The 13991-nt window shown below is 69.6% G+C and carries 14 protein-coding genes and 1 pseudogene; 10 read left to right on the top strand and 5 right to left on the bottom strand.

The genetic code is table 11. The annotated features are described in order from the left end of the window. The 6 genes from E3T24_RS17235 to smc form a co-directional block, all read left to right on the top strand. On the top strand, positions 1 to 369 hold a 369-nt coding region (locus E3T24_RS17235; RefSeq protein WP_198417460.1), incomplete at its 5' end, for a hypothetical protein. Positions 370 to 380: 11 nt separating this feature from the next. Further along, positions 381 to 953 carry a DUF177 domain-containing protein gene (locus E3T24_RS04965; RefSeq protein ID WP_134365141.1) on the top strand — a complete coding sequence of 191 codons (573 nt, stop codon included), beginning with the start codon at positions 381 to 383 and terminating at the stop codon, positions 951 to 953. 2 nt (positions 954 to 955) lie between these two features. After that, positions 956 to 1159 carry a 50S ribosomal protein L32 gene (rpmF, locus tag E3T24_RS04960; protein ID WP_066596228.1) on the top strand — a complete coding sequence of 68 codons (204 nt, stop codon included), beginning with the start codon at positions 956 to 958 and terminating at the stop codon, positions 1157 to 1159. 123 nt (positions 1160 to 1282) lie between these two features. Then, the gene (gene rnc / locus E3T24_RS04955) at positions 1283 to 1951 is read left to right on the top strand and encodes a ribonuclease III (RefSeq protein WP_134365142.1); all 669 of its coding nucleotides are present in this window, start codon (positions 1283 to 1285) and stop codon (positions 1949 to 1951) included. 23 nt (positions 1952 to 1974) lie between these two features. Further along, positions 1975 to 2880, top strand: coding sequence for a bifunctional DNA-formamidopyrimidine glycosylase/DNA-(apurinic or apyrimidinic site) lyase (gene mutM, locus E3T24_RS04950; RefSeq protein ID WP_134365140.1), 906 nt, complete (start codon positions 1975 to 1977; stop codon positions 2878 to 2880). A gap of 506 nt (positions 2881 to 3386) precedes the next feature. Beyond that, positions 3387 to 7013, top strand: coding sequence for a chromosome segregation protein SMC (smc, locus tag E3T24_RS04945; RefSeq protein ID WP_134434353.1), 3627 nt, complete (start codon positions 3387 to 3389; stop codon positions 7011 to 7013). A gap of 78 nt (positions 7014 to 7091) precedes the next feature. On the opposite strand, the gene E3T24_RS04940 is transcribed toward smc, so the two are convergent. The 4 genes and pseudogenes from E3T24_RS04940 to E3T24_RS17870 form a co-directional block, all read right to left on the bottom strand. Further along, the gene (locus tag E3T24_RS04940; protein ID WP_134368280.1) at positions 7092 to 7472 is read right to left on the bottom strand and encodes a four-helix bundle copper-binding protein; all 381 of its coding nucleotides are present in this window, start codon (positions 7470 to 7472) and stop codon (positions 7092 to 7094) included. Positions 7473 to 7528: 56 nt separating this feature from the next. Further along, positions 7529 to 8727 (bottom strand): annotated as a pseudogene (locus tag E3T24_RS04935) (IS110 family transposase). 529 nt (positions 8728 to 9256) lie between these two features. Beyond that, on the bottom strand, positions 9257 to 9700 hold the full coding sequence (locus E3T24_RS04925; protein ID WP_241978619.1) for a CbiX/SirB N-terminal domain-containing protein: 444 nt from the start codon (positions 9698 to 9700) through the stop codon (positions 9257 to 9259). Continuing rightward, complete coding sequence (locus tag E3T24_RS17870) at positions 9697 to 9981, bottom strand: CbiX/SirB N-terminal domain-containing protein (protein ID WP_241975781.1); 285 nt, start codon at positions 9979 to 9981, stop codon at positions 9697 to 9699. Before E3T24_RS17870 ends, E3T24_RS04925 begins: the two co-directional genes overlap by 4 nt. 87 nt (positions 9982 to 10068) lie before the next feature. Between E3T24_RS17870 and cyoE the strand changes: the two genes are divergently transcribed. After that, positions 10069 to 11019: a heme o synthase gene (gene cyoE, locus E3T24_RS04920; protein WP_160140999.1), complete on the top strand. Its 951-nt coding sequence runs from the start codon at positions 10069 to 10071 to the stop codon at positions 11017 to 11019. A gap of 37 nt (positions 11020 to 11056) precedes the next feature. Here the strand turns inward: cyoE and E3T24_RS18160 are convergent, their stop codons facing one another. Beyond that, complete coding sequence (locus tag E3T24_RS18160; RefSeq protein WP_277871425.1) at positions 11057 to 11191, bottom strand: hypothetical protein; 135 nt, start codon at positions 11189 to 11191, stop codon at positions 11057 to 11059. A gap of 137 nt (positions 11192 to 11328) precedes the next feature. On the opposite strand from E3T24_RS18160, the gene E3T24_RS04915 reads away from it, so the two are divergent. The 3 genes from E3T24_RS04915 (at position 11329) to E3T24_RS04900 (ending at position 13965) form a co-directional block, all read left to right on the top strand. Beyond that, entirely contained in the window at positions 11329 to 11784 is a 456-nt protein-coding gene (locus E3T24_RS04915) for a hypothetical protein (protein WP_134402388.1), read from the top strand. A 794-nt stretch (positions 11785 to 12578) separates the two neighbouring features. Further along, a complete protein-coding gene (ftsY, locus tag E3T24_RS04905; protein WP_134368277.1) occupies positions 12579 to 13454 on the top strand; it encodes a signal recognition particle-docking protein FtsY in 876 nt (291 codons plus the stop codon). 7 nt (positions 13455 to 13461) lie between these two features. After that, positions 13462 to 13965, top strand: a complete 504-nt coding sequence (locus E3T24_RS04900; RefSeq protein WP_134368276.1) for a DUF2004 domain-containing protein — start codon at positions 13462 to 13464, stop codon at positions 13963 to 13965. Positions 13966 to 13991: the final 26 nt, after the last annotated feature.

Here is a 13991-nt window from a genome sequence, read left to right as displayed (position 1 = left end):
GGGGAGCGACCGGGGGAGCCGTCGGGGGAGCCGCAGCGCGCGCCGCCCGGCGCGCCCGGCCCCGGGGCCGCCGCGGCCCTCGACCGGCTTCTCCTCGCCACGGAACGGGACCGGTTCTCGCGGGCGGGCACTGCCCCTCGCACTGAACCTCGCCCTGAACTTCGCACCGGCACCGGTGCGGGCGATGACCAGGCCGCGGAACGGGCAGCCACGCAGGCATCGGCGCTGGTCGGGGACCTCGACCTGGTCGGGCGCGCCGTCCACGAAGGGTCGGCCCGGGGCATCCGTCTGAGGTCGCGGCTGCTGCCCGCGTCGCTGTGGCGGCCCGCAGCCGGGCGACAACGCGAACACCCAGCCGCGAACGCGTAGAATGATTCCCCGTGACTAAGTTCAAGAAGACCCCGTACAAGGTCGATGTGCGAGACCTGATCAACCGCCCGGGAACCATGCACGAGCGCCACCTCGAAATCGCCGTCCCGGAAGACCTCGGCGAAAGCCTCGTGGCCGTGAAAGCCGGCTCGACCCTCGTCGCCAATCTGCGTCTCGAGACCCTGCACGAAGGCATTCTCGTCTCCGCCCAGGTGTCCGGAATCGCCGCCGGAGAGTGCGGCCGATGCCTGATCGACGTCGAGTTGCCGGTCCAAGTCGAGTTTCACGAGCTTTTCGCGTACTCTCTAGACGAAGCTTATGAAAGTGAAGTTCAAGATGACCACGTGGATCTTGAACCTCTGATCAGGGATGCGGTGGTTTTGTCACTGCCGTTCCAGCCGGTTTGCCGGCCGGATTGCCCAGGTCTCGACCCCGAGACCGGTGAACGGCTTGCCGAGGCCCCTGAATTCGTACCCGAAGAAAAGCGCGATCCCCGGTGGGCCGCGCTGATGGAATTCCAAGCTTCCGAAAGCAGCGGCACGGATGAAGACATCCAGGCTGAAACGGATAGAGAAGAGAAGTAGTCATGGCAGTCCCGAAGCGCAAGCAATCACGCTCCAACACCCGCTCACGTCGTTCCTGCTGGAAGGCCGAGGCTCCCACCCTGGTCAAGACCATGGAAAACGGCAAAGTCGTCTACAGCCTGCCGCACCGCGCCAAGGTCGTCACCGACGCCGCCGGCACGGCGCTGTTCATGGAATACAAGGGCCGCAAAGTCGCCGACGTTTAAGTCGGTTGTGCTCGATTCTCTGATGCCGCGCCGACGGATGCCGGGGGACCCCATTGCGGGTTCCGGCCCGTGGAGTCGCGGCATCAGTGTTCTCGGCGGTCACTCGTGAGCGTCGCTCCCGAGATGTCGGCCCTGCTGGCGACGCTCGGCGTGCAGATCGATCCGGAACTGCTGGAGCTGGCCCTGACCCACCGCTCGTACGCGTACGAGCACGGCGGCGTGCCCACGAACGAGCGCCTGGAATTCCTCGGCGACTCGATCCTGGGGCAGGCCGTGACGGTCATGCTCTACCGGGCGTACCCGCGGCTCGACGAGGGTGACCTCGCCAAGCGCCGGGCCAGCCTAGTGTCGAGCGTCGCCCTCGCGGGCATCGCGCGCGGGATCGGGCTGGGCGGCTACGTGCGGCTCGGCCGCGGCGAGATCCTCACCGGCGGCCGCGACAAGTCGTCGATCCTCGCCGACACCGTCGAGGCGCTGATCGGGGCGGTCTACCTCGATTCCGGCGGTGAGGTCGCGACCGCGTTCGTGCTGCGCCTGATCGAGCCGCTCCTGAACGACCCGGGACACTTCGGCGTCTCCATGGACCCGAAAACGAGCCTGCAGGAGGCCGCGGCGCGGCTGGGCTCCGGGGCTCCGGTCTACCTCATCTCCGAGAGCGGCCCGGACCACTCCAAGGTCTTCATCGCCACGGTCACCGTGGGCATCGTCACCGCCACCGGCGAAGGCACGAGCAAGAAGCACGCCGAGATGGCTGCCGCGCTCGACGCCTGGACCCGGCTCAGCACCCCCTGACGCCGGCCGGCTGAACCGCGCGCATGCCCGAACTGCCCGAGGTCGAGGTCGTCCGCGCCGGCGTCGAACCGGCCGTCACCGGAGCGGTGATCGCCGGCGTCGAGGTCTTCGAGGACCGCTCGCTGCGCCGTCACGACCGCGCCCTGGGCCCCTTCGGCGAGCTGCTGCAGGGCCACCGTGTCCTCGCCGCCGTGCGCCGGGGCAAGTTCCTCTGGCTGCCGCTGGACACCGGGCGGGCACTGGTCGTGCACCTGGGCATGAGCGGCCAGGTGCTGCTGCGCAGCCCGGGCACGGATGCCGACGCGCAGCTTCGCATCCGTCTCGCCCTCGATCACCCGGACCACGGCGAGATCTGGCTCAACTTCGTCGACCAGCGCATCTTCGGGAGCATGGCCGTCGACACCATGGCGCCCACCAGGGACGGACTGCCCGCCGGCTTCTCCGGCCGGGCCGGCGGAGCGTGGTCGGGGCTGATCCCCTCGCAGGTCGCGCACATCGCCCGCGACCCGCTCGACGTCTCCTTCTCCGCTTCGTCGTTCCTGGCGGCCCTGGCCCGTAAGAAGACGGGCATCAAGCGAGCGCTGCTCGACCAGACCCTGATCAGCGGGATCGGCAACATCTACGCTGACGAGGCCCTCTTCGCCGCCCGCCTCCACTACGAGCAGCCGGCCGCGTCGCTCTCGCCGGCGAAGGCCCGCGTTTTGCTGGCCGCCGTGCGCAGCATCCTGAACCGCGCCCTCGCCGAGGGCGGCACCAGCTTCGACGCTCAGTACGTGAACGTGAACGGCCAGTCCGGGTACTTCTCGCACAGCCTGTCCGTCTACGGCCGGCAGGGAAAACCCTGCCCGGTCTGTGGCACCCCGCTCGTGCGCGAGCAGTTCATGAACCGCTCGTCGCACCTCTGCCCCCGCTGCCAGCGCCTGCGCTAAAGCCCGCCGCCCTAGAACTCTCCGCCCTAGACCCCGCTGCCCTAGAACCAATTCGACGGAGATTTTGCTCCCCACATGCCCAAAACGCCCGTTTCAGCCCAGATCGGGCAGAATCTCCGTCGAATTCGTTAGGGGCGGGGCCGCGCGTGACCGGGCGTCCCGGCGCCAGTCTCCCCAGCGACCACTGGCACGAAGCCGATCGCCTCGTTGACCGTGAGCAAGTGCCGGCTCTCCCCGGCCCTCTGAACCAATTCGACGGAGATTTTGCTCCAACGGGGCCCAAAACATCCGTTTCAGCCCAGATCGGGCAAAATCTCCGTCGAATTCGTTAGGGACCGCGCCTAACGGGGCGGGCGGGGTGAGTCCGGTACCGTGGGACAGGGCGGCGGTCGCGGTTGGCAAAGCGGGCGGAGCCTGTGGCTGGCAGAGCTCGCTGCAGTTGGCCGAGAAGGCCGCGGCCGGCAGCACGCGCAACGGAGCCTCGAGCGAAACGGAAAGGGTGGGCCGTGTATCTGAAGAGCCTCACCCTCAAGGGGTTCAAGTCCTTCGCCCACCCGACCACGTTCGCGTTCGAACCGGGCGTGACCTGCGTGGTCGGCCCCAACGGCTCCGGCAAGTCCAACGTCGTCGACGCGCTCGCCTGGGTGATGGGCGAGCAGGGCGCGAAAACGCTCCGCGGCGGCAAGATGGAAGACGTGATCTTCGCCGGCACGTCCACCAAGGGTCCGCTCGGGCGGGCGGCCGTGACGCTGACCATCGACAACACGGATGGTGCGCTGCCGATCGATTACACCGAGGTCACCATCTCCCGCACCCTGTTCCGCAACGGGGCCAGCGAGTACGCGATCAACGGGCAGACCTGCCGGCTGCTCGACGTGCAGGAACTGCTCAGCGACTCCGGCCTCGGCCGCGAGATGCACGTGATCGTCGGGCAGGGCCAGCTGGACGCCGTGCTGCGCGCCAGCCCGGAGGACCGGCGCGGGTTCATCGAGGAGGCCGCCGGCATCCTCAAACACCGTCGGCGCAAGGAGAAAACCCTCCGCAAGCTCGACGCCATGCAGGCCAACCTCACCCGGCTGAGCGACCTGGCCGGGGAGATCCGCCGTCAGCTCAAACCCCTCGGCCGGCAGGCCGAGATCGCCCGGGAGGCGCAGACGATCGCGTCCGTCGCCCGCGATGCGCGGGCCCGGCTACTCGCCGACGACGTCGTCGCCCTCCGCACGGCCCTGGACGCCCACGGGCGCACCGAGAGCGAACGGCACGCCGAACGACTGGTGCTGACCGAGCAGCTCGAGCAGAAACAACTGCGTCTGGAACGGCTCGAACAGGCGCAGATCGGCGACGCCGTCGACCAGGCCCGGCGCACCGGCTTCGGCCTCGAATCCGTGCAGGAGCGCCTGCGGGGGCTGTACACCCTGGCCAACCAGCGCCTCGCCCTGCTGGGCGCCCAGGCCGAACCCGCTGACGCCGGCCCGAGCGTGTCCGCGACCATGCTGACGGATGCCGCCGCCGAGGTTGCGGCCCTCGGCGACCGCATCACAGAGGCAGAGGCCGCCTGGGCGGCGGCGCGTGCGTCGACCGCCGCGGCCCGCAGCGAGCTCGACGCCCTCGACGAGGAGATCTCCGCCCAGGCGGTGCTGGTCTCAAGGCACGACCTCCGGATCTCCGAGCTGACCGGCCAGGCGGAGACGGCGGCGTCCCGGCTGGCTTCCGTGCGCGGTGAGGTGCTGCGCCAGCAGAACTCCCTCGACGCAGCCACCGGCCGGGTCACCGCCGCCGAGGCGCAGCTCGCCGCGCTGCAGGGGGCTGCTGAAGAAGCCGACGCCGACCTCGGCGAGGGCGCGCCGGCCGACACCCTCGAGCAATGCCGGGCCGCCGTCGTCGACGCGGAGGGCGAGGTCGAACGCGGCCGCGACGAGCTGCACCTGCTCGAGCGGGAACGGGACGCGCTCGCGGCCCGCGCGGGGGCGTTGTCCCTCGCCCTGGACCAGAAGGACGGCTCGTCGGCGTTGGTCGCCGCGGCGCTGACGGGCATCCGTGGGCTGGTGGCCGATCACGTGCGGGTGCACCCGGGCTACGAGGCCGCGATCGCCGCCGCCCTCGGGTCGCTCGCCGACGCCGTGCTCGCCGAGACCCTCGATGCGGCCTTCGATGCCGTGCTGCGCGCCCGGGCCGACGACCTCGGCCGGGTGGAGCTCGTCGTGGCCGACGCGGGTACCGAGCCAGGCGCCGGGCCGGCTGCCGAGACGATTGCCGAGGCGGGTGCCGGTCCGGTCGCCGGGCGTGGCGCGGAGCCGCAGGACCTCCCTGACGGCCTGGTCTGGGCCTGCTCGGTGATTGATGCGCCCGCCGGCGTGCGTGGCCTGCTCGAACACACCGTGATCGCGGACGACCTCGACGCCGCACGAGCCGCGGCCCGAGCCACAGCCACAGCCGCCGCCGGGACCATCGGCGGCCTAAACCGCGAGGCCGCGGGCCCACCGCTCACCATCATCACCCGAACGGGAGACGTGCTCAGCGAGTACGTGCTGCGCGGCGGCTCCGGCGCCAAACGCAGCAAGCTCGAGCTGGTCGCCGACCGCGATGCCGCAGCCGCAGCCCTCGGCGAGGTGACGTCCCGCATTGAGGTGGTCGGCCAGGACCTCGGCGACGCGCGAGCCCTGCTCCGCACCGGCAAGGAACAGGCCCAGGGCGCCCTCGCCCGGCTCCGCGCCTACGATTCCCGCCTGGCCGCCCAGGCCGACAAGACCAACCGTGCCACCGTGCAGGTCGAGGCGGCCACCGCCGAACGCAACCGGCTCTCCGCCGCCCTCCGCCTCGCCGGCGAGGCCGTGGCCGGAGCCGAGGCGGCGAGCGAGGCGGCCCGGACCGAACTCGGTTCAATGCGGGCCCGGCCGCGCCCGGTCCTCGACTCGGGTTCCCGCGACCTGCTCTACGCCGCGCTCGAGGCCGCCCGCGAGACCGAGGTCGAGTCCCGGCTGCAGGTGGAGACGGCCCGCGAACGGGTGCGGGCCGCCCAGGCCCGGGCGGACGCCCTCGCCCGCCGGCGCGAGACCGAGCGGGCCGCGGCCGAGGAGGCAGCTCGCCGCGCCGTCATCCGTCGCCGGCAGGTGGCCGCGGCCACGGATGTCGCCCAGGCGCTGCCCCGGGTGCTCGCCGCCGTTGATGCCTCGGTGGCCGAGGCCCGGGTGCGTCTGGCGGGCGCCGAGCACGAGCGCAGCAGCCAGAACGAGGAGCTGGCGGCGCTGCGCCGGGACGACAACGCGCTGCGCACCCGCCTGCAGTCGGTCACCGAGACGGTGCACGGGCTCGAACTGGCGATCTACGAGAAGAAACTGCACCTCTCCGGACTGCTGGAACGCGCCGGCAGCGAGCTCGGCCTGGTGGAAGAGGTGCTCGTCGCCGAGTACGGCCCCGACCAGCCAGTCCCGGCGGACGACCCCAACGGAGAGGCCTCGAGCTTCGACCGTGAGGAACAACAGCGGCGCCTCGCCGTGGCCGAACGCAGGTTCGCCCAGCTCGGCCGCGTCAACCCGCTCGCTCTGGAGGAGTTCGCGGCGCTGGAACAGCGGCACCGGTTCCTGACCGAGCAACTCACCGACCTCACCAACACCCGGCGGGACCTGCTCACGATCATCGAGGAGATCGACGAGAAGATGGGCGCCATCTTCGGCGCCGCCTTCGAGGACACCCAGGCGGCGTTCGCCGAGGTCTTCCCGGTGCTGTTTCCGGGCGGAAGCGGCAGCATCCGTCTGACCGACCCCGATAACCTGCTCACGACCGGCATCGAGGTCTCCGTCAAACCGGCCGGCAAAAAGATCGAACGCCTGTCGCTGTTGTCCGGCGGCGAGCGCTCGCTGGCGGCCGTGGCCCTGCTGATCGCGATCTTCAAGGCCCGCCCGAGCCCGTTCTACATCATGGACGAGGTCGAGGCCGCGCTCGACGACGCCAACCTCGGCCGTCTCCTGACCATCTTCGAGGACCTGCGCGCCGCCAGCCAGCTCATCATCATCACCCACCAGAAGCGCACGATGGAGATCGCGGATGCCCTCTACGGCGTTTCGATGCGGCAGGACGGGGTCTCGGCCGTCGTCGGTCAGCGCGTGGTGAAGGACGAGGCGCAGCTCGTCTGACCGGCGACGGCCGCGGCGCGGCGCGGGCTACACCGCGGCGCGGACTACACCGCGGCCAGGGTCACACCGCCTCCCGGGCTAGAGCGCGGCGAGCAGCGTGCCGCAGGCGTCCATGACGCGCCGGCAGGCCATGGTGCAGGTGAGCCACGACGGGTACAGCTCCGCCATCCGCTCGCAGGCCTCGACCGAGGCCGAGCAGGACTCGCGGCACGTCTCCAGCATGGCGATCGCGGTCGCTCCGTCGCTGTGCACATGCCAGGACAGCAGCCGGCTGGTCGCGGAGCACACCTCGATGCAGTCAAGGTCGGCCAGGAAGCAGTGGGTGATCTCACCGTTGCCCTCGAGGGCGAGGCAGGCGGCGGCGCAGTCCTCGCTCACCTGCACGAGCGCGACACAGGCCTCGACGCACCGGTTGATCCCGGTGCGCACGGACTCCTCCGGCCATGTGCTCGTCACCATGCCAACACAGTAGACCCGGGCCCCGCGCTTGTCGGGGGGGTGCCCCTATGTTTTTGTCAAGCGGCGAGTTGATGGTCGGTTTGATAGAGGGTGCCGTCGCGGAGCATGGCATAGAGGACGTCGCAGCGTCGTCGGGCGAGGGCGATGAGGGCTTGGTTGTGGCGCTTGCCTTGGGCGATCTTGCGGTCGTAGTAGGCCCGTGAGACCGGGTCGCGAGGGCGGCGAAGGCCGAGAGGAATAGCGCCCGTTTGAGGATCTTGTTGCCTCGCCGGGAGGGATGTTCACCGCGGATGGAGCTGCCGGAGCGCCTGGTCACGGGGGCCAGGCCAGCGTAGGCGGCGAGGTGGCCGGCGGAGGCGAAGTCCTTGCCGGAGACTTCGGTGAGGAGTCTGGCTGCGGTCCCGATCCCGACTCCGGGCATGCTGATCAGGACGGGGTGAAGAGGGTGAGCCTCCACGAGCCGCTCGACTTCGACGGCGATCTCGTCCCGTTGCCGGCGGAGCGCGGCGAGCTGTTCGGCAAGCTTGGGGAGCACGATGCTGGTCGCGTTCGTGCCGGTGACCACGACGGTCTGCTCGGCCAGCGCCTGGGTAATCTCGTCCGCGAGGCGCCGGCCCATTCGCGGTGCCAACTTCAGCAGCCGGTTACCGAGTCGGGTTGGGCCAGCGGCCTTCATCGCCGCTGGCGTTGGGTAGCGCTGCAGCAGATCCAGCACCGCCGGATGGTCCAGGTGCGGGCCCAGGACCCGCTCCAACGCAGGGTGGATCTGGGTGAGCAGGCCCCGGATACGGTTGCTCGTGGCCGTGATCTGGCCGACGACATCGTCGTCGAAACCGCAAAGCATCGAGAGCTCAGTGACCTGCTCATCGGCCAGTTGCAGTGACCGCAGCGCGTGCGGGAGGCTCCTCGCGGCTTGGGCGATGATCGCGGCATCGCGGGCGTCGGTCTTGGCTTCGCCCGCGTGCAGGTCCGCGATGCGCCTCATTGCCAGCCCCGGCAGGTAGCCCACGAGCACGTCTTCGGCCTGGGCGACGGCGATCGGCAGGGCGCCGATGGTCGCGGGCTGATCGACGACGAACAAGACCTGGCCGTGTCGTTTCAGCTGCCCGATCAGCTCGCGGAGCTTCGCTTCGTCATTGGGCAGTGCCTTGTCGAAGAGTTGTTTGCCGGCCCGGTCGAGGGCGACCGCGTGGTGTTCTCCTTTGCCGACGTCCACGCCGATGAAGACGTCGACGCTGTCGTAGTTCTCGATCATGAATCCTCCGTCTCAGGTTCCACAAGTCGGCCTGAACCGCGGCATCAAGTCTCGGCATCCACGTTACGAACGGCCTGGGACGAGTCCCGGTCCAGCCCCTATCAGCGATCACCTGATGCCAGTCAGGCCCGGTGACAACACCCCCCGGATCAGGGGCGACTGGGGGCAAGAACCATGCCGGGCCTGACAGGCCAACACCCTCACATAACTACACGATCAAGGGCTACGAAGAAAGTAACGGGGCGTGCCGTCGACCTTCCATTGGCCGTTCGGCCGGGAGGCGGGGCGGGGGCGACGCACGGGTTGTGCCGTCTCGGTCTGGCTCGGTGACACGATGGTTTCCTCCTCTGGGACGCGACGTGCGGCGAAAACGGATGCGCCGGGTGCGTGGGAGAAAACGTACCGAGGATGGGGGGTGGGCGACACCGGAGCCGTAACGGCCGGTCACGCGCCGTAGCGGTGCGTCACACAGTCGCGGACGAGGTCGCCGGGGGCTACGGTGCCCGGCGCCTTCCGGGGCGGATCGGCCTCAGAGCGCGCTGCGGTAGCGGCCGGTCACGAGCTCGACGAGCAGCCCGGGGGCCGGCTCGTTCGGCACCAGGAGCGGGCGCGTCACGACATCCGCCCCCGCCCGCTCGACCAGCCCCTGGAAGTATCCCGGCGCGAGCAGGTAGCTGCTCACGACGATGCGGCGACCCGGGTTCTCGATCCGCGCCGTCGTGACCGCGCAGGCCAGCCGCGGGGTGGCGGCGGAGAGGAAACCGAGGGTGACCTCCCGACCGGATGCCGCGGTGAGCCCCGCGGCGACGACCCGGCAGGCCGAGACCGCGCGGGGGTCGCTGGAGCCGGCGACCGCGAGCACCACCACGTCCTCCTCCGCCACGTCCTCCTCCGCCAGGCCCGCTTCCTCGAGCCGGTGCCGGAGCAGGGCGATCAGCCGGTCGTCGGGGCCGAGCGCCGGTCCGAGCGTCACCTGACGCTCGGACCGGCGTCGACGGCCTCCGTGAGGTCCACGTGCACGTGGTACCCGGCCGACAGCAGCAGCGGGACCACGACGGCGGGCAGGCCGGCCGGCAGCGCGGCCAGGGTTTCCGGCGTGTCCGGATGCTGCACGTCGACGAAGCCGAGGGTGACGGTCAGGTCGGGATGCGCCTTGGCGACCGCGCGCATCAACCCGGCGACCGCGGCCTGGCCCGCGGGGGACGAGGTGCCGTGGGCGATGCCGACGAGGGCGGGGGAGCGTTGGATCGTCACCCCACCATTCTGCCGGTTCGTCCTTCTCCTGTGACCCCGGCGCTTATGATTGAGGTATACCGCCTACCCGATGGGAACACCTTCCGTATGACCGCGCGAGCCCCGTTTTCAGCACGTGACCGGGTCGACGGCACCGATGGGGCCCTCGCCGCCCGCGGAAGCGGAACGTCCTTCCGCGACACGCTCACCAGCTACTACTCGCTGACCAAGCCCGGCGTGCTCTACGGCAATGCGCTCACCGCCGCCGCCGGCTTCCTCCTCGCCGCCCGGGGCCAGGTCGACCTGTTCCTGTTCGTGGTGCTCTGCGTCGGCACCACGCTCGTGATCGCCTCCGCGACCGTGCTCAACAACGTGCTCGACCGCGACATCGACATGGTGATGGAACGCACGAAGAAGCGGGCCACCGTCACGGGGCGCGTGGGGGTGCGGAACGCGGTCATCTTCTCGATCCTGCTCTTCGTCTTCGGCATGGGCATGCTCGCCGCCTGGACGAACTGGCTCGTCGTCGTCGTCGGCCTGGCCGGCTTCCTCGTCTACGTCGTGCTCTACGGGATGCTGTCCAAGCGCCTGTCGATCCACGGCACCCTGGTCGGCAGCGTGTCCGGTGCCGCACCGATCCTGGCCGGCTACGTCGCCGTCTCCGGGGCCATCGACATCGGTGCGGTCCTCGCCTTCCTGGCGGTCTTCCTCTGGCAGATGCCGGAGTTCTACTCGATCGCCATCTACCGCCACGACGAGTACGCCAGCGCCGGCGTGCCGGTCATCTCGGTGGTGCGGGGCATCCGCAACACCACGATCCAGATCTTCGTGTACACGGTCGCCTTCGTCGTGTCGACGCTGCTGCTGCCGGTGTTCGGCTACGTGGGGTACGTGTACACGACCGTGATGGGCGTGCTCGGCGCCTACTGGATCTGGCTCGGCATCGTGGGCCTGCGCACCGGCGACCCCGCGCCGTGGGCACGCCGCATGTTCCGTTTCTCGCTGGTGATCATCCTGGCGCTGTGCCTGATGGTCTCGGTGGGCCCGGTCCTTCCCTAGCCGCGGTCCTTCCCCAGCCGGACAGGGCCTACTGGTTTCAGCTCGGGAGCTGCCGGTTGCTGCGTAACAGGCCGTCCGGGTCGACGGCGAGCTTGATCCGCCCCAGCCGGGCGAGGCTCTCCGGCGGCAACGCCGCGGACAGGTCCTGCCCGGGGACGAGGAACGTCGGCACAATGCGGGGTCCGCGATCTCCCGGACCGCGATCTCCCGGACCGCGTTCTCGAAGGGCCCGAAGACACTGCCCCGATCGATTCGGCGACTCGGGTCCAGCAGGACCGCTCCCGCGTAGACGAGGTACTGCGATTCGAGATGCCCGACGATGCCCGTGGCATCCGGGGCCGGATCGGAAATCGCGCCCCCGAGCGGCCGCAGCTCGAGCATGCTGATGCCGGCGGGGGTCGTTGCGGTGAACGCCTCGATCAGCGGGCCGAACCCGTCGTCGCCGAGTTCGCTGATGGCCGCGGTCCAGTCGAGGAACGGGAGAGGGTCGCCTGGTTCGGCCGAAACCTCGCCGAGGTGCCCGATTTCGAACGGTGCGGTCATGTCGGCGATGACGGGCGCCGTGGCCAGCAGCGGGGCGATCAGCGTGCGGGCGGCGTCGGCGTCGCCGACGAAGACGACATCCATGGTCGCGAAACCGTGGCCGCGCATGAGCTCCGGCACCACCTCCAGATCGGGCATGTTGATCAGCCCGGCGAAGATGGTCAGCTCGTCGGGTGCCGTCGCCATGATCGCGGCGAACCGCTCGAACACGACTCCCGCTGACTCGAGCGGGAACACGATCTTGCCTCCGAAGAGCGCGGGGGCGGGGTAGAGGTCGATCTCGATGGCCGTCACGATGCCGAGCAGACCGGCCGCGCCGCGCAGCCCCCAGAGCAGCTCGGCGTCGCCCTCGGCAGTGCTGTCCGCGACCACGCGTCGCTGCCGACCGTGCGCGTCGACAAGCTCGACCGCGCGGATGGAGTGGGCGGCGAGCCCCTTACACCGGCTGAACCAGGAGTGCCCGCCCGAGAGCAGGTACCCGGCGCAGGTCACGTCCGGGTTGGTACCGGCCAGGGCGATGAGGCCGGTTCCCTCGAGGCGGGGGAGCACGGCGCCCCATTTGGCGCCGGAGCCGATCCGGGTGAAGCGCTCTTCGACCTTGATGGTCACCTCGTCAAAGGCGGAAGTACGCACCAGGATGCAGTTGCGCAGGTCACTGTTCGCCCCGTGTCCGTTCGGCTGCACCGCGATTTCGTAGCCACCGGCACGGGCGGCGTCGATAATGAGTCGCACATCGTCGGCGCCTGCGGGAATGGCGACCGCGGCGGGACGTTGTTCGACGGCCCGGTTCCAGGGTGACCTCGCCTGGTCCTAGTCGGCGTCGCCCGGAAGGACCAGCCGCCCGTCCAGTGCCGCGGCGAGGGTGCGAAGGTGGGGATCCAACTCGTTGGTGTGTGGCACTGGCGTTCCTTTCTCCGTAAGAAACCGACTGCGGCTCGGTGCGTGCCCACCGATTATCGACCGAGGCACGCCGGAGACCAACCCCTGGGGCATCGGGCGCGCCGTAGGCTAGGCGTATGGCTGAACGCACCCCCTGGTCTCTCTCCGGCGCACTGCGCGGCATGTTCGCGAAGAAGCTCATCGACGATGAAACGTGGGACGACCTCGAAGACGCGCTCATCCAGGCCGATTTCGGTCCGAGCATCACGGAGGAGATCGTGGCCGACCTGCGGGCCAAGGTCGCCCGGTACAACACGACCGACCCGACCGACCTGCATCGGATGCTGCGCGAAGGCCTCGAGGAACGACTCTCCAAGCTCGATTCCACCCTCAACCTCAGCGCCCGGCCGGCCGTCGTGCTCGTCGTCGGGGTGAACGGCGTCGGCAAGACCACCACGATCGGCAAATTCGCGAAGTTCCTCCGCACCTACGACCGCAGCGTGCTGATCGGTGCGGCGGACACGTTCCGCGCCGCGGCCGTTGAGCAGCTGGCCACCTGGGCCGAGCGGGCCGGCGCCGAGATCGTGCGGCCGCAGGCGCACGGCCAGGACCCGGCATCCGTCGCATTCCAGACCGTGCAGCGGGCCCTCGAAACGGGCACCGAGATCGTGATCATCGACACCGCCGGCCGGTTGCAGACCAAGGGCGGCCTGATGGACGAACTGACCAAGATTCGCAAGGTGGTCGAGAAGCAGACTCCCATCGCGGAGGTCCTGCTCGTGCTCGACGCGACGACGGGCCAGAACGGGCTCACTCAGGCCGAGGCCTTCATCGAGCACGCCGGCGTGACCGGCCTCGTGCTCACCAAGCTCGACGGCTCCGCGAAGGGCGGATTCGTCCTGGCCGTTCAGGAGAAGACCGGCATCCCCATCAAACTCGTGGGTCAGGGCGAGGGCATCAACGACCTCACCGGTTTCACGCCTCACGTATTCGCGCAAAAGCTCGTCGGATAGGACAGTCATGACCATCGAACACGATTTCTTCGGCATTCTCGGCAGCGACGACGAGGGTGAGGTGTACTGGTCGGACTTCGCCGAATTGGGCGACGAGGACGTGCAGATCGACCTCAGCTCGCCGGACGAGGCCTCGGTCTCGGCGGAGGCGCTCGACATCGCCGCGGCCATGGTGAACGCGCTCGAGGACCTCGACTCCGAGGCCCGCGAGTCGCTCGTGGCCGACCTCAGCAAGGAGGCCTCGGTGACCAGCGCCTACATCGAATCCGAACTGGAGGAGATGGATCCCGAGGCCCTCGAGGACGCCCTGATCTGGGATTCCGGTGACAAGCAGATCGACTTCCTGCGCTCCATCCAGCTGCAGCGGGTGGGCTTCCACCCCCACCACCACCGCAGCGAGGAGCACTTCGCCGTGCTCGAGTATTCGATCAGCCCGGATGAGACCGACGCGCTGCTCGTGGTCACGATCGACGTGCACGGCGACCCCGTGCTCATCGCGGTCGAGCAGTAGGGCAAACGCGACCTCGGCACGCGACA

This window comes from Cryobacterium sp. TmT2-59, assembly GCF_004403545.1.
In the GTDB taxonomy this organism is placed as follows: Bacteria; Actinomycetota; Actinomycetes; order Actinomycetales; family Microbacteriaceae; genus Cryobacterium; species Cryobacterium shii.
The sequence above is the reverse complement of the archived record's forward strand: the minus strand, read 5'-3'. Positions and strand labels throughout refer to the sequence as shown.

What these genes read in the sequence shown, in the direction of transcription:
- E3T24_RS04900 (WP_134368276.1), top strand. Translation starts at nt 13,462, where the DNA reads ATGACCATCGAACACGATTTCTTCGGCATTCTCGGCAGCGACGACGAG.
- rpmF (WP_066596228.1), top strand. Translation starts at nt 956, where the DNA reads ATGGCAGTCCCGAAGCGCAAGCAATCACGCTCCAACACCCGCTCACGT.
- ftsY (WP_134368277.1), top strand. Translation starts at nt 12,579, where the DNA reads ATGGCTGAACGCACCCCCTGGTCTCTCTCCGGCGCACTGCGCGGCATG.
- E3T24_RS04915 (WP_134402388.1), top strand. Translation starts at nt 11,329, where the DNA reads ATGCCCGACGATGCCCGTGGCATCCGGGGCCGGATCGGAAATCGCGCC.
- mutM (WP_134365140.1), top strand. Translation starts at nt 1,975, where the DNA reads ATGCCCGAACTGCCCGAGGTCGAGGTCGTCCGCGCCGGCGTCGAACCG.
- rnc (WP_134365142.1), top strand. Translation starts at nt 1,283, where the DNA reads ATGTCGGCCCTGCTGGCGACGCTCGGCGTGCAGATCGATCCGGAACTG.
- E3T24_RS04940 (WP_134368280.1), bottom strand. Translation starts at nt 7,472, where the DNA reads ATGGTGACGAGCACATGGCCGGAGGAGTCCGTGCGCACCGGGATCAAC.
- cyoE (WP_160140999.1), top strand. Translation starts at nt 10,069, where the DNA reads ATGACCGCGCGAGCCCCGTTTTCAGCACGTGACCGGGTCGACGGCACC.